18 protein-coding genes are annotated in these 13,877 nt (G+C 69.6%); 8 read left to right on the top strand and 10 right to left on the bottom strand.

The window, feature by feature from the left end; translation table 11 throughout:
* Window positions 1-17: 17 nt before the first annotated feature.
* Together FM051_RS25385 and FM051_RS25380 are read left to right on the top strand one after the other, a co-directional pair.
* Window positions 18-593, top strand: a complete 576-nt coding sequence (locus FM051_RS25385; protein ID WP_158847550.1) for a TetR/AcrR family transcriptional regulator — start codon at window positions 18-20, stop codon at window positions 591-593.
* Window positions 594-903: 310 nt separating this feature from the next.
* The gene (locus FM051_RS25380) at window positions 904-1,053 is read left to right on the top strand and encodes an NAD(P)-dependent oxidoreductase (RefSeq protein ID WP_202919011.1); all 150 of its coding nucleotides are present in this window, start codon (window positions 904-906) and stop codon (window positions 1,051-1,053) included.
* 284 nt (window positions 1,054-1,337) lie between these two features.
* On the opposite strand, the gene FM051_RS25375 is transcribed toward FM051_RS25380, so the two are convergent.
* The 3 genes from FM051_RS25375 to FM051_RS50150 all read right to left on the bottom strand — a co-directional run bounded on the left by FM051_RS25375 (window position 1,338) and on the right by FM051_RS50150 (window position 2,090).
* Window positions 1,338-1,526, bottom strand: a complete 189-nt coding sequence (locus tag FM051_RS25375; protein WP_158847548.1) for a DUF5999 family protein — start codon at window positions 1,524-1,526, stop codon at window positions 1,338-1,340.
* A gap of 268 nt (window positions 1,527-1,794) precedes the next feature.
* Window positions 1,795-1,929 carry a hypothetical protein gene (locus FM051_RS53265; protein WP_274383715.1) on the bottom strand — a complete coding sequence of 45 codons (135 nt, stop codon included), beginning with the start codon at window positions 1,927-1,929 and terminating at the stop codon, window positions 1,795-1,797.
* On the bottom strand, window positions 1,926-2,090 hold the full coding sequence (locus FM051_RS50150; protein WP_162470743.1) for a hypothetical protein: 165 nt from the start codon (window positions 2,088-2,090) through the stop codon (window positions 1,926-1,928). Before FM051_RS50150 ends, FM051_RS53265 begins: the two co-directional genes overlap by 4 nt.
* A 260-nt stretch (window positions 2,091-2,350) precedes the next feature.
* On the opposite strand from FM051_RS50150, the gene FM051_RS25365 reads away from it, so the two are divergent.
* Window positions 2,351-2,773, top strand: coding sequence for a hypothetical protein (locus FM051_RS25365; RefSeq protein WP_158847546.1), 423 nt, complete (start codon window positions 2,351-2,353; stop codon window positions 2,771-2,773).
* Window positions 2,774-2,864: 91 nt separating this feature from the next.
* Here FM051_RS25365 and FM051_RS25360 read toward each other — a convergent pair whose 3' ends face one another.
* Window positions 2,865-3,332 carry a MarR family winged helix-turn-helix transcriptional regulator gene (locus tag FM051_RS25360; protein WP_158847544.1) on the bottom strand — a complete coding sequence of 156 codons (468 nt, stop codon included), beginning with the start codon at window positions 3,330-3,332 and terminating at the stop codon, window positions 2,865-2,867.
* A 163-nt stretch (window positions 3,333-3,495) separates the two neighbouring features.
* On the opposite strand from FM051_RS25360, the gene FM051_RS25355 reads away from it, so the two are divergent.
* Together FM051_RS25355 and FM051_RS25350 are read left to right on the top strand one after the other, a co-directional pair.
* Window positions 3,496-3,741, top strand: a complete 246-nt coding sequence (locus FM051_RS25355) for an NmrA family NAD(P)-binding protein (RefSeq protein WP_158847542.1) — start codon at window positions 3,496-3,498, stop codon at window positions 3,739-3,741.
* Window positions 3,742-3,795: 54 nt separating this feature from the next.
* Complete coding sequence (locus tag FM051_RS25350) at window positions 3,796-4,176, top strand: DoxX family protein (RefSeq protein WP_158847540.1); 381 nt, start codon at window positions 3,796-3,798, stop codon at window positions 4,174-4,176.
* Window positions 4,177-4,251: 75 nt separating this feature from the next.
* Here the strand turns inward: FM051_RS25350 and FM051_RS25345 are convergent, their stop codons facing one another.
* From FM051_RS25345 to FM051_RS50720, 3 genes are read right to left on the bottom strand one after another with little or no spacing between them, the layout of a single operon-like run.
* Window positions 4,252-4,953: an NADPH-dependent F420 reductase gene (locus FM051_RS25345; RefSeq protein ID WP_158847538.1), complete on the bottom strand. Its 702-nt coding sequence runs from the start codon at window positions 4,951-4,953 to the stop codon at window positions 4,252-4,254.
* A gap of 48 nt (window positions 4,954-5,001) precedes the next feature.
* A complete protein-coding gene (locus FM051_RS25340) occupies window positions 5,002-5,457 on the bottom strand; it encodes a hypothetical protein (RefSeq protein ID WP_238412640.1) in 456 nt (151 codons plus the stop codon).
* Entirely contained in the window at window positions 5,450-5,620 is a 171-nt protein-coding gene (locus tag FM051_RS50720; RefSeq protein ID WP_202919010.1) for a hypothetical protein, read from the bottom strand. Before FM051_RS50720 ends, FM051_RS25340 begins: the two co-directional genes overlap by 8 nt.
* 216 nt (window positions 5,621-5,836) lie before the next feature.
* Here FM051_RS50720 and FM051_RS25330 point away from each other — a divergent pair, with 216 nt between their 5' ends.
* A complete protein-coding gene (locus tag FM051_RS25330; RefSeq protein WP_158847536.1) occupies window positions 5,837-6,328 on the top strand; it encodes a MarR family winged helix-turn-helix transcriptional regulator in 492 nt (163 codons plus the stop codon).
* A gap of 100 nt (window positions 6,329-6,428) precedes the next feature.
* On the top strand, window positions 6,429-7,196 hold the full coding sequence (locus FM051_RS25325; RefSeq protein WP_158847534.1) for a class I SAM-dependent methyltransferase: 768 nt from the start codon (window positions 6,429-6,431) through the stop codon (window positions 7,194-7,196).
* Between the two features lie 109 nt (window positions 7,197-7,305).
* Here FM051_RS25325 and FM051_RS25320 read toward each other — a convergent pair whose 3' ends face one another.
* Window positions 7,306-7,911, bottom strand: a complete 606-nt coding sequence (locus FM051_RS25320; RefSeq protein ID WP_202919009.1) for a TetR/AcrR family transcriptional regulator — start codon at window positions 7,909-7,911, stop codon at window positions 7,306-7,308.
* Between the two features lie 125 nt (window positions 7,912-8,036).
* On the opposite strand from FM051_RS25320, the gene FM051_RS25315 reads away from it, so the two are divergent.
* The gene (locus FM051_RS25315) at window positions 8,037-8,969 is read left to right on the top strand and encodes a nuclear transport factor 2 family protein (protein WP_158847532.1); all 933 of its coding nucleotides are present in this window, start codon (window positions 8,037-8,039) and stop codon (window positions 8,967-8,969) included.
* Between the two features lie 147 nt (window positions 8,970-9,116).
* On the opposite strand, the gene FM051_RS25310 is transcribed toward FM051_RS25315, so the two are convergent.
* Both FM051_RS25310 and FM051_RS25305 read right to left on the bottom strand, forming a co-directional pair.
* The gene (locus FM051_RS25310) at window positions 9,117-11,501 is read right to left on the bottom strand and encodes a beta-galactosidase (protein ID WP_202919008.1); all 2,385 of its coding nucleotides are present in this window, start codon (window positions 11,499-11,501) and stop codon (window positions 9,117-9,119) included.
* 7 nt (window positions 11,502-11,508) lie between these two features.
* The gene (locus FM051_RS25305; protein ID WP_158847530.1) at window positions 11,509-13,734 is read right to left on the bottom strand and encodes a rhamnogalacturonan lyase family protein; all 2,226 of its coding nucleotides are present in this window, start codon (window positions 13,732-13,734) and stop codon (window positions 11,509-11,511) included.
* Between the last annotated feature and the right edge of the window lie 143 nt (window positions 13,735-13,877).

The following is a 13,877-nucleotide window of genomic DNA, read 5'->3' as shown; positions in this document are numbered from 1 at the left end:
CCAGGGGAGTGGCACCGATGGGTTCGACCGAACCGCGGCAGCGGATCGTGGCCGGCGCGGCGGACATGATGCGCCGACGGGGCGTGAACGCGACGAGCGTGCGGGAGTTGGCGAAACACGCCAAGGCACCGCTGGGATCGACGTACCACTACTTCCCGGGGGGCAAGCAGCAGCTCGTGACCGAGGCCGTCCGGTTCGCGGGCGACGTGGTGGCGCGCGCGTTGGCCGAGGAGCTGTCGGCGGGCCCGGTGGAGGGCTTGCGCGCGTTCCTGGCGTGGTGGCGAGGGGTCGTGGCGAAGAGCGACTTCACGGCCGGGTGCCCCGTGTTGGCGGTGTCGGTCGAGGAGCCGGCGGACGGCGCGACGGCCCTGGTGGCGGCGGCCGAGGTCTTCACCCGGTGGGAATCGCTCCTGGCCGATTCCTTGCGGCAACACGGCGCCGGCGAACGGGAAGCGGACCAGGTGGCCACGCTGACGGTGGCGGCGGTGGAGGGTGCGGTGGCGATGTGCAGGGCCAAGCGCAGCACCGAACCCCTGGACCGCGTGGCCGTCCGACTGGAGGCGGTGGTCGTGCAAGCCCTGGTCGAACGTTGAGCGCCTGACGGGCCGGTTCGAGCGCTGGAGTCGTTCCCGGAGGGGGCCCCGCTGCCGGGTGCGCCGATCACATCGGGGCGTTCGTCGCTAACGGTGGAACCAAGCAGACAGCTGTCCGGATCGAGGACTTTAGTGGACAGTTGTCCGGCTGGTTCCGATTGAGATCAGGGGGATGGCGGGTGGAGTCGAGGAGCGACGGGCGCCTGGCGTTCGCCCTCGGGCCTGAAGTCGACCTTGCTAACCGGACTGCTGTCCGTTACAGCCGCAAGTAGCGGACAGCAGTCCGATTTGGTCGGCCATCACGGCACGAATGCGGTCGGCCAAGGGCACGTACAGCGTGGGTGACCGGCTGCCGATGAGGGGCAACCCGACGATCAGCCGAGCGGACGTCGCCGCCTTCATGCACCAGGCGGCACACGGCAGCGAGTGGGGTCGACGCAGTGCCGTGATCACCGACTGACGACGTGGCGTTCCGCGAGTCCGGGTCCCGAACGCACTGCTCAGCGCGTCGACGTCCTCGGGCTGGAGCGGAAAAGGCAAAGAAAACGGGACGGGCGGCGCGTGAGTGGCATGAGGGGATGTCACTCGCGCGCCGCCTGTCCCGTCGGGACCGGTGCACTGCGGCGTCCGGATATAGACGTCGAGTCGGGGGAACACCGGGTTGAGCGGTGGGTGTCGTCGTCGACACCCTGTGCGGCCGGTCGCCGGGGTTGGGGACGCTCGGCGGCCGGGGTCTGGGGTTGGTCAGGCCGCGACCAGTTCGTAGACGGGGGCGACGACGCGGTGGTCGGAGAGCATCAGGCCGCCGTCGTCGAACAGGACCACGCCGTTGCACAGCAGGTACCAGCCCTGCTCGGGGTGGGAGGTGACGATGCGGGCGTTCTGGCCGTTGGCGTCCGTTCCGGACGGGCACGGGGGCTGGTGCTGGCACATGATTGACGCTCCTGGCGGCCCATCGGTCGATCCCTCAACCAACCTGTGTGCGCTGGGTCGTGTGTCAATAGCCTGCGCCTCCCGCTACCCACGAACATCCGGAGAACTACGTAGCTACCCCGTAAGTCCGTGGAATAGGTACCGAGGCGACCTCGCCGGTCGGCAGAGCAGCCCGTCGCCCTGGTCGACGGTGAACCCGACGGACGGTCACGGCGCTGCCACTGTGGGTTGTCCACCGCGATCGAGCAGGGAGCGCAGGACGCAGGGGTCAGGACAGCACGCGGTCGGCGGCGCCCGCGGGACGGGCCAGCGCCGGGATGTGCTGGTCGTTGATGTTGTTGAACGCCTTGACGAGTTTCGCGCCGGCCGGCAGCTCGCGGTAGGGGGCCGGCGGGATGCTCACGACTGCCCAGTCGCCCGACCGTGCCGCTTCCTCGGGCGTAGCGGCCCGGGCACGCCGACGTGGATGTGGACGCCACCCCGGATCACCCCGGCTTGGACGCTCGGGCCGAGGACGTCCCCGCCGACGAGGTTGGAGGTCACCGGCCGGCCGTCCTGTTCCACCCCGTGCTCCTCCCGCTGTCCCGGTGCACGGCCTGCACGACGCGCCCGAAGCGAGTGGTGGAACACGGTACCCGACCGCGGAAATGCGGTTCGGTGAAACGCTTTCGACATGCCGTCCACTGTGGAGCGTGCGCTCGGCGCGGGACGCGTCACCGACCACCAGGTGGAACGGTCAAGTGTGATCGTTTGATATGTGAGGATCTCTCACTGTTAGATCACTCCGATCACCCGAATGGGTGAGTTCTCAAGGAGGATGAGCAGTGCGTTTCCTGATCAAGGCGCTGACGTCCGCGGCTCTCACGGTCGCGGCGGTCGTCGGTGTCGGCGCGTCGCCCGCGCTCGCGGCGACCGGCTACGACGTCTACGAGCAGAACGACGTCGGCACGAAGCACGCGCGTGCCTGGGGTTCCATCACCTGGACGGGGGCCCGGAGCTTCAACATCGCCCGCGCGAACCTGGCCGACCTGGCGTGCGACAACCAGCCGGTGTACTGGTTCATCGACGTGGACGGCCGCTGGACCGGCCAGGAACGGCACATGAACAGCGGTTGCCACACCGAGACGTACTGGACGAACGTCCACGCCTCGGACAGCTTCAACATCCGCAGGATCACGATCTGGGTCTGCCGGGACACGCTCTTCCCGGAGTGCGACGCCAAGGCCTACAGCAACCCGAACGTGTGATGCGCGTGGTGTGGCCGGGTGCGACCCGGCCACACCGCCCCTCGGTCAGGCCTATCGTGCTTCGCGTTGGCGAGGACGTCCGCGCCGAGCGTCACGGTGACACGTTGTCCACGTGTTCGAGGATGCGGTCGGAGATCTGCCCGAGCGTGGCGAGCTCGTCCGGGCTGAGGGCGTCGATGACCAGACGCCGGACCGCGGCCACGTGCTGGGGTGCGGCGGCTTCGATGACGTCGCGACCGGCGGGTGTGAGGGTGACGAAGATGCCGCGTCCGTCCTCGGCGCAGTCTTCCCGGGCCACCAGGCCCCGTTTGATCATCCTCGCGATCTGGTGCGACAGGCGGCTCTGCTCCCAGTCCACCGCCTTGGCCAGGTCCTGCGGCCGGAGCCGCCCCTCCGGGACGTCGGTGAGCGCGACGAGGATCTCGTAGTCGGCGCCGGACAGCTTGGAGTGCGCCTGCAAGTCGCGGCCCAGGTGGGCGACGAGTTTCTGGTGCAGGCGGATGAAGGCGCGCCAGGCGTGCTGCTCCGCCGGGCTCAACCACTGGGACGTGTCGCTCATATGAGACGAGTCTACCCGACCGCTTGACATGTCATACACTTCTGGGACTAAAGTACATGACACATCAACTGACATGTCATGCATCAGTGCGCAGAGTTGCATGACACGACATGTAAACCAGGGGTACGAGGGGTGCCCCTGGTTTACGAAGAGGACGAGGGTCATGGCGGAGAAGAAAGTGATCGCGGTCGTCGGTGCGACCGGTGCCCAGGGTGGCGGGTTGGCCAGGGCGATCCTGACCGACGCCGACGGCGGGTTCGCGGTGCGCGCGCTGACCCGCAACCCGGACTCGGACGCGGCGCGGAAGCTCGCCGCCCGCGACCTCGACGTCGTACGCGAGTTGAACCCGCGGCTGCAGACCTTCCAGCGGTGGTTGTCCGAGAACAAGGACGGCTTCGCCAACGTCTGACCGCGGCCTGGCGAACCGCATTCCCTTACCCGACCTCATGAACGGCAAACTCCCATGAACATCGTTCTCTGGATCATCGCCTCCGCGCTCGCCGCGCTCTTCCTGGCCGCCGGCGGCTCGAAGCTGGCCCAGTCGAAGGAGAAACTCGCCGCCTCGCCGAACATGGCGTGGACGGAGGACTTCTCCCCGGGCGTGCTCAAGCTGATCGGAGCCCTGGAGGTGCTGGCCGCGATCGGGTTGATCCTGCCCGCCGCGCTGGACATCGTCCCCGTCCTCGTGCCACTGGCCGCCGCGGGCCTGGTGTTGATCATGATCGGTGCGGCGATCACCCACGCCAAGCGCAAGGAGTCCCGCGCGATCGTCACCAACCTCGTCCTGATCGTGCCGGCCGTCGTCGTGGCCTGGGGCCGCTTCGGCCCGTACTCCTTCAGCTGATCGCGCCCAACCGCGCTGACCGCCACAGGCCCGATCCCGGTAGCAAGTCGCGACCGGGATCGGGCCTGTGGCGGCTCACGCCGCGGTTTCGGCACGGGCGCGGGCGATCGGCTGCCCGCGCTCGGAATCCGGGAAGCGGTCGAGCCTGGTGCGGACCTCGTCGGCGTCCACGTCGGCGCCGAAGAGTTCGGCGCCCGGTTCGAAGCGCACACCTTCGGCGAGGGGCCCGGCGATGACGGGATCGAAGCCGAGCGTGTCGACGAAGGAGGCGACGGCGGCGACGGCGGCGTGGTCGTCACCGGCCATCGCGACCGCGATGCGCCCCGCCTGTCCTGCGGGGCGGGCCTTGTCCTCGATGTCGTGGTACCCAACGTGGTTCAACGCCTTGACGACGCGGGAGTCGGGGAGGAACGCCTGGACGGTCTCGCTCGTGGAGGTGAGGGGATCGTTCAGGTCGTCCCGGATGCCGTCGACCTCCCACCAGTAGTTCATCGCGTCGATGACGAGCTTGCCGCGCAGCGCCTCCGCGGGAACGCTCCGGTACTTGCCGAGCGGCAGGGCGAGGATGACGATGTCGGCACGGGCGGCGGCATCGGCGGCCGTGGTGGCGACCGCTCCGGGGGTCAGCACGTCGACGGTGAGGGCGATCTCCGAGGGGGCGCGGGAGCCTGCGATGAGCACCCGGTACCCGGCGGCCAGGGCGAGCCTGGCGAGAACGGTGCCCATCTTGCCGGCGCCGAGGATGCCGATGGTCTCAGGACCGGCGCTGCTGTTCATTTCGCACTCCGATCTTCGATCTTTCGATGTCGCACCCCGGAGTGCGGGTCAGCCGCCGAGGATGTCGCGGACCATGGGGATCACCTTGGAGCCGTAGAGCTCGACCGCGCGCAGACGGGCGCTGGCGGGCTGCGATCCCGCGGTGTAGATGAGGTCGAACCGGCCGACGCCGAGGCTGTCGACCGTGCGGGCGATCTTGCGGGCGACGGTCTCCGGTGAGCCGATGTGGAGGGACCCGTGCTCGGCCTCGGCGTCGAACTCCGCGCGGGTGGTCGGCGGCCATCCGCGCGAGGCCCCGATCCGGTCGCGGATGACGCGGTAACGCGGCCAGAACACCTCCTTCGCCTCCTCGTCCGTGTCGGCGACGAAGTCGACGCCGAGTTCGTCCGCCGGCACGGCTTCGTCGACGACCTGGCGGATCGCGGCGGCGTAGGACAGCAGCGCCCCGGAGTCGTCCTCCGGCACGTCGCCGAAGGTGTCGAGGCCGAACTCGAGATCAGGCATGGGTTGGTTCCTCCGTGAGCAGTTCCCGGACACGTGGGGCGACCTCACGGCCGAGCAGTTCGATGGTGCGGGCGCGGGCCTCGCGGGGGAGGCGCAGGATGTCGTACGCGAGCAGCACGGGCGTGGCCGAGTCGTTGTGGCCCTCGCGGTAGTGCTCGCCCACGCTGAACACGTCCAGCCCCACCGACTCGGCGAGGCGCCTCCTCCACGATCAGCCGCACGGTCTCGGCGTCACCCAGGAGGCGGTCGCCATCGGTGGCCACTTCCCCGAACGAGTTGAGTCCCAGCTCGAACCCCGCGGTCGTCATCTCGCCTCCTCTTCAGATGGATGACATGTCAATTATGTATCATGAAGTTGACGTGTCAATCAGGAGGGCTCATGACGGAGAACACAACGCGGCCGCGGCCGAGACGCCAGCTGCCGACCGCCGACGAGCTGCGGATCTGGAGGGACTTCATCGAGACGGCCGAGGCCCTCCGCTCCGAACTCGCGTCGCGGCTGCAGAGCGAGTCCTCGCTGTCGCCCGGGGACTACGCGGTGATGCTCGCGCTCAGCGAGGCGCCGGGGCGGCGGATGCGTTCCTCCGACCTCGCGGCGACCATCGGCTGGGAGCGCAGTCGCCTGTCCCATCACCTCGGCCGGATGGAGCGGCGCGGGCTCATCCGCCGCGAGGAGTGCGCCACCGACAGCCGGGGAGCCGAGGTGGTGCTCGACCCGACCGGTGCCGAGGCGTTCCGAGGTGCGACTGTTCCGCATTTGCGCGCCGTCCGCGAGCTCTTCGTCGATGCGCTCACGTCGGAGCAACTCCTCGCGGCGGCCGAGGTCGCCGGGGCGATCCGCGCGCGTCTCGGTCCTTCCTCCGACGTGTGACAGTCCTCAACGTGTGACAGGCGGCGGCTGTGCGGGTTCCGGCTGCGGCACCACGAATTTGACGGGCGCCCGGCGGAGCGCCGTGTGATCATTCCGCGTCATGGACAAGAGTTTCGACGAACTGGTCGCGGAGGCCGACGCGGTCGATGTCAGCGGCTGGGAGTTCTCCTGGCTCGACGGCCGTGCCACCGAGGAGCGGCCGCCCTGGGGTTATCAGAAGCTGATGGGCGAGCGGATCGGCCGCGCGGCGATGAGCCTGGACATCCAGACCGGCGGCGGCGAGGTCCTGGCCGGGATCCCGCAGCGGGCGGCCAAGACCATGGTCGCGACCGAGTCCTGGCCGCCGAACATCAAGCGGGCGCAGGAGAACCTGCGGGGCAAGGGTGTCGTCGTGGTCGCCGCCGAGGACCGGCCGCCGTTGCCGTTCGCGGACGGCACCTTCGACCTGGTCACCAGCCGCCACCCGGTGACCGCCTACTGGGACGAGATCGCCCGCGTCCTGGCGGCGGGCGGCACCTACTTCTCCCAGCAGGTCGGCCCGGACAGCGGCCACGAGGTCTACGACTTCTTCCTCGGCCCCCGGCCGTTGGGGGAGAGCGGCCGCGAGCCGGAACTGGCGAAGGCCGAGGCGGAGGCGGCCGGGCTGGAGGTCGTGGACCTGCGGTCCGCCGAGTTGAGGATGGAGTTCTTCGACATCGGCGCGCTGGTCTACTTCCTGCGCAAGGTGATCTGGTTCGTCCCGGACTTCACCGTCGAGAAGTACCGTGACCGCCTGGAGTCGCTCCACGAGCAGATCCAGGCCGACGGCCCGTTCGTCGCCTACTCCCGTCGCTTCCTCATCGAGGCGCGCAAGCCGGTGCACCACTGAGGGCCTGATGTTCACCCGGAACCGGGGTTACGCGAACTCCTCGACGTACTCCTCCGGCGGCCCCAACTCGGGGCGGTCCCACCTCTGACGACCGTTTCGACTCTCCGCGTCAGAACGCGCCGGGGTGCACCGCGCGCATGGCGTCGTCCAGGAGTCGGCGCAAGGACTCGGTCCCGTCGCTGTCCAGCCAGGCGGCGTTGGCCACGTTCAGGCAGGCGAGAGCGGCGGCGGCGAGAGCGGCCGGGCGCGGGTCGTGGTCCGCGTCGGTGGCCGGTGGGTCCAGGCGCGTGGCGACGAGCGGGGCCAGCAGTTCCTGCCAGTGCGTCTGCTGCTCCAGTCGGCGGGCACGCAGGACCGGGGCCCGGTCGGTGATCCGCAGCACCAGGAGGCCGTACCGCGGGTCGCGTTCGCTGGTCTCCACGATCCCGTCGAACGAGCGGCGCAGCGCGGTCCAGACGTCCTCGGAGACGGGCCGCCTGGCCAGTTCGTCGGCCAGCATCACGCCGACCGCCTCGAACTTGACGAGGACGACGTCCTCTTTGGAGCCGAAGTAGCGGAAGAAGCTGCGTTGCGACATCCCGACCGCGGCGGCGATCTCGTCCACCGTCGTGGCGTCGTAGCCCTGCTCGACGAAGAGGTCCCACGCGACGGCCATCAGCTGGGCGCGCACCGCCTGACGGGTCCTCTCCCGCAGGTCCGGCTTCTCGGCACTCACCACGTCACTGTAGCGCCCGCCAGACCTGACATCCACTGATGGGCTTGTCAGTGACTGACAAGTTAGGCGTATGCTGCTGCCACAGGCAACGAACCGCCACAGGCAACGAACATCGGAGAAGACAGATGCGCCCCACCACAGCCCTGCCCAGGAAGGCGGTCGCCGCCGTGCTGGCCGCCACGACCACCGTCGCGGTGACCGGACTCGCCCCGACGGCCTCCGCGTCGGCGCCCGGTACGGCCACCACGCACTCGTGGCACATGGGCGCGCTCGACCGCCACAAGGCCGTCACCGTGCACGTGCTCAAGCGCCTCTTCGAGGACGGCGACGTCTCGGTCGTGGACCGCTACATCCGCCCCGACTACATCCAGCACAACCCGCTCGCGCCGAACGGCACGGCACCGCTCAAGGCCCTCGCGGGTCCCCTGAACGCGCAGTTCCCGGAGCTGAAGTACGACATCAAGCGCGTGATCGCCGAGGGCGACCTGGTCCTGGTGCACTCCAACCTGGTCCTTGTGCCCGGCACTCGTGGAACGGCCGTCGTCGACATCTTCCGCTTCGACCGCGACGGCATGATCGCCGAGCACTGGGACGTCGTGCAGGAAGTGCCGGAGACGACCGTGAGCGGCAACGACATGTTCTCCACGGTCAGCCACCCGAGGACGAACCAGCCCGGCCCCCACTGGCAGACGGCCTACAGCGAGAAGGTCGCGGTCGGGTACTTCGACCAGCTCATGGTCGACAAGGACCCCGACGCGGTCGCGTACCTGGCGCCGGAGTACCACCAGCACAACCCCGCCATCCCCAGCGGCTCGGCCGGTCTGCGCGAACTGTTCGCCTCGTTCTTCCAGGCGTTCCCGGGTCTGATCGTGGAACGCAAGCGCGTGATCTCCGACGGTGACCTCGTGGCGATCCACGCCCACTACCGGCTCAACCCCGAGGACCGAGGCCAGGCCGTGGTGGACATCTTCCGCGTCCGCGACGGGAAGGTCGTCGAGCACTGGGACGTGCTCCAGGACGTGCCGGAAACCTCCGCCAACGACAACACCATGTTCTGATCCCGCACGTTTCCCGAGCGGCATGGGGGCCTCGACCGAGGCCCCCATCGCGTTGTCCGCTCGGAATCGGCCGTCTTCGGACGTTGTGCGGTCAGGCGTTGTCGCGTACTCGGAAAGCGGGTAGGGGTCGTGCGCACTGAAGGTGGTTCAGGTCGGATTCGGCTTCGCGGTGGAGCTCGGCCAGTCGTTCGCGGTTGGCCCGGACTCGGGCCCAGTCCACTTCTGGACGAGGGTGCGGGCGACCGGCGTGAGTGTGATCAACCGGAGGTCCAGCACCTGCCCGTCGGGGTAGGCCGTCGGGCGGCTCGCCGGGCTGAGGTGGATCGGGGCCTGTTCGGCCAACGGCAACAGGTGCAGGTCGACACCGTGCCGGATGGCCTGCTCGCGGTGGCGGCGCAGGCCGATCTCCCAGACGGGGCCGTACCAGAAGTGGTCGGCGATGAGGGCACCGTCGCAGTAGGCGCGACCGACGTCACCGGCCCAGTCCACACGCAGGACGCAGTCGGCGGCGAACGCGTCCGCCGGGATGTCGACGTGGACCACGGTCGCTGCGGCGAAGTCGGCGTCGGTGGGTGCGGACGCCCGGCCGGACCGCGGGTCGATCGTCGGCTTGCGGGGTTTCCCGGCCTCCCGGATGAGACGCCATCGGGCGGGCATCGGGGCGGGCGCTTCGCCGGGCACCTCGATCCGGGCGAACACGCCGGCAGTCGGGGCGCCGGGCGGCGGGTACACCAGGACGGCATCGGTCGAGCCGTGCACGGTCAGCTGATCGGCGTCGATGACGGCCGGGCCGGTGCTGAGCACGAGCCGGTCGGCACCCCACAGCCTGCCCCGGGACGCGGTGCGCGCGGCGGCCTCGTCCAGGATGAGCAGGCGGCTGGAGGAGCCGCCGGGTGAGCGCAGTTCGAGCAGGCAGTCGGTGCCCGGCCGGAGGTCGGTGACCCGCCAGTGGCCGGCTTCGGCGGTCACCGCGGCCGGGCCGCGCACCTCCGCGGCGTCGACCAGCAGGTCGACCGGGATGGCGGCGGTCTGGGACAGCACCGCGGTCGGCACGCCGTCGACCACGAGGTCGCAGAGCGGCTGGGCGGCGGCGGTCCGGATGGTGATGTCGCCGACGCGCCGGTTGAGCGGCCACACGAAGTGAGCGCCGGACGGGACGGTCGCCGGCCGGCCCGGCACGACGAGGCGCTGCTCGCCCAGCGTCACGGCGAACCGCACGTCGGCGTGTTCGGGCAACGGCTCCACCGGCTGGTGGTTGTTCACGAACAGGTATCCGCGCTCGCCATCGGACCGGACCGCCCAGCGCAACGTGTCGCGATCGGTGGTGTCCGGTGGCGCGTCGGCGGGCAGCCGCAGCGTCATCGTGGCCATGTCGGCGCCGTGATCGGCGATCAGCAGGTGCTGCCGGCGCAGCTCGGCGTAGGACGCGCGGAACTGGCCGTACTCACCCAACGGCGCCTGGAAGTCGTAGTTGACCACCGGGCAGTCGTTGGGGTAGCCGGTGGCGTGCGACTCCTGGAAGGTGGACAGCTCGCCGATCGGCGTCGACCCGCCGTGGTAGGGGTAGTACCCCTGCCACACCGACCCGCTGCCCAGCTTGACCAGCGCGAGCGCGGCCACGTCGGCGGCGGTCACGACCGGGCGGCGGTGGTAGGAGGTGTACATCCCGCCGCCCAGTTCACAGGTGGCGAACGGGTACCGGTCCAGGTCGACGCCGCCCGGCGACGTGGCCGCACGCAGGTCGGCGCCGATGGAATCGTCGTCGCGGTCGTGCCGGAAGAAGTAGTGCGCCCGGCTCTGCGCCGGCCATCCGTCGTGGGCGGTGTCCCAGGCCGCCTCGGGATAACCGCCGAACACCGGCAGGACTTCGCCGGGCGGCAGGCGGGCGCCGCCCCAGCCGGTGGCCGTCCACAGTGGCGGGTCCAAGCCCGCCTCCTGCGCCATCCGGCGCAGGGTGACCAGGTGGTCGGGCTGGTCGTGCAGTTCGTTGTCGAGCTGGACTGCCACCACGGGGCCACCGTCGGCGTGGAGCAGGCCGGCGAGTTGGCCGGCGATCTGGCCGTAGAAGGCACGGACGAGCCGGAGGTAGCGCGGGTCGTCCGTGCGCGGCACGCAGCCGGTGGCCGCCAGCCAGTCGGGGAACCCGCCGTTGCGGATCTCGCCGTGCGCCCACGGCCCGATCCGCGCCACCACGTCGAGCCCCAGCTCACCGCAGAGCACGACGAAGCGGCGCAGGTCCAGGTCGCCGTCCCAGCGGAACCGGCCGCGCCGCTCCTCGTGCATGATCCAGAACACGTAAGTCGACACGACCGTGATACCGCCGGCCCGCATCTTCAGCAGCTCCTCGCGCCACTCCGCGGCCGGGTAGCGGCTGAAGTGGAACTCACCGCCGACCGGCAGCCACGGCCTTCCACCGCGGCTGAGGTGGCGCGAGTTCACCCGGACGGCGTCCGGGTGGTCCGGCGCCTCACCCATCAGCAGGTGTCCGCTGATCGGCTCCGGCGGCACCGCGGTCGCGTCGATCTCACGCACGATCTCGTTACCTCGCGGGGTAGGTGATGTTCGGCCGGGGCGGCTGTGACATGCCCGAGCCGAGGAAGTAGTCGACGTGGTGGGACTGCATGTACCCCTTGAGGGTCATGGCGTTGCGGTAGGCGGGGTTGTGCGCCAGCGTGTACAGCCTGGTGCCGGACGGTTGGTTCGTGGTGAAGATGATCAGTTCGTTGAAGCTCGCGTTGGTGTACACGGCCTCCTCGCGCCAGTCGCCGAGGATGTCACCGTAGAAGGTGGGCTGGACGTTCTGGCTCGCGTCGACCGCGCCGTAGTTCCAGGTGCTGACCAGCCGCGGCACGCTGCCGGTGGTGGTCGGGCTGGTCGGGTTCCACTTCTCGATCTTGCCGTCGTTGAGCAGTTCCATGGTGATGTCGCCGTCCCACCACAGGCCCAGCTGGGGCCAGGGCTGCAGCGAGGTGTCCGACTGGGTGAGCCGGTTGCCGGGCGCGTTGTACAGGCCGGAGAACGCCCAGGCCTCCATGCCGGGGAACCGCGGGTCGATGTCGCCCACCATGCCGCGTCCCACGTCGGCGGTGCCGGACTCGACGTGCTTCCAGATCATGTTGCCGGTCGCGGCGTCGTAGTAGTAGTCGCGCAGGCCGCTGGGGTTGACCTGCTGCACGCCGTACCCCTCCAGCCCCGGACGACCGGGGTCCATGTCGGCGATGTGGAAGCGGTCGCCGTGGATGACGCCCTGGGGCGCGAGCGAGTAGCGCAGGGTGCCGTTGCCGTTGAGCACGAACCCGATCTCGGCGACCTCGTCCTTCCCGTCACCGTTGACGTCGATGATCCGGGTGTTGTGCCCGTCGGGCAGGTCCTGGTTGCCGCGCAGGAACTTCCACTGCATGGTCAGCGCGCTGCCGGTGAACCGCCAAGCGGCGAACATGAGGTTGAAACCACCGTCGCCGATCCGGTTCTTCATGAACGCCACGAGGCTCGGGTTGACGCCGTCGAGATGACCCACGCCGAAACGCGCGTACATCGGACCGTCGGACAGGTAGTCGGTCGGCACCGGAGCCGTGGCACGGGCCGCCCCGGTCGTGCCGTCGAGGATGGCGATCGCCTGACGGGTGTTGTCGCTCAAGCCGTTGTACGTGGTCCCGTTGCCGAAGGTGACGCCGTTGGCGATCCGCACGGCGACCTCGGCGCGGCCGTCGCTGTCGAGGTCGTAGACGGTGACGCCGTCGTTGTGGCCCACGTCGATCGTGGCCGACCCGCCCTCGATGTTGTTCTGGTTCGTGCTGTTCGGCCCCATGTCGACCTGCCAGAGGAACTGCCCGTTGCTCCGGTAGGCCTCGATCTTCTGCGGGGACGTCTGCCGGTCGATCACGTAGTCGTACTCGCCGTCGCCGTCGAGGTCGCCGACCCAGACGAACTTCACCGCACCGCCGGCGCGCAGCGGAACGCGGACCACCGGCTCGGTGGCGTGGTTGGCGGTCAGCGTGAAGGCTCCGCTCGGCGCTTGTTCGACGCCGTTGACCACCGGGCGGACCCGGTAGCTGTTGGACTGCGACAGGTTGGCGGTGGAGTCGGTGAAGTTGGTGCCGCCGGTCAGGACGGACGGGTTGAGCTTGACCTCGGCGCCGCCGGCGGCGGATCGGTAGACGTTGAAGCCGATGCCGTCCGGGTCGAGCCCGAGCAGCCGCCAGGAGACCAGGACCTGGGTGCTGCTGGACCGCACGGCCACGACACCCCGACCCAGGCTTTCCATCCGCCTGCCCGTGACGGCGCTGCCGCCCGTGGTGAAGTCGAGGTAGTCGATGTTCGCCAATCCGCCCGCGGTGGTCGCGGCGAGCCGGACGGTGTTGTTGCCGGCGTTCACCGGCACGGTCAACGTCCTGGTGGCCCAGGCGTTCCACGCGCCGGTGTTGTCGAACGGGATGCCGGCGTGCGCCACCGTCCCGTTGACGCTGACATCGGCCGGCCGGCCGGCGGCGTTCCCGTTGGCGTACCTGATGTCCAGCGTGGCGGTGCCCGCGCTCGGCGCGTTGACCGTGAACTGCGCCGCGGCCCCGACGGCGCTGCTGGTGTCGCAGAAACCGGAGCCGGAGTAGCCGGAGTGGTTCGACGCGATCGTCCCGTCACACGTGGCCGACTCGGCCTCGTACCGGGTAGTCGCGGCATGCACGTCGGGTGTGAACGCCGTCGTCGCCGCGCCGGCTACGACGGTCGCCACGGCGACGACGACGGACACCTTTGTCAATCGTTTCATCGATGGCCCCTTCTAGTAGTACTTTGTTAAGTTTCGGCGTGTCGAGTTGATTGGCCATTGTGGATGGTGGTTCGGTTGCGGGGTGACTCCGGAGGAGATTGAGCGGGTGCGGCCCCGGCTGGTGGAGTTCGCTGCGCAGATGC

Origin of the sequence: Saccharothrix deserti (genome assembly GCF_009769385.1) — a bacterium.
Lineage (GTDB): Bacteria > Actinomycetota > Actinomycetes > Mycobacteriales > Pseudonocardiaceae > Actinosynnema > Actinosynnema deserti.
Note: the sequence above shows the minus strand (reverse complement) of the source record. Positions and strands in the feature narration are given on the sequence as shown.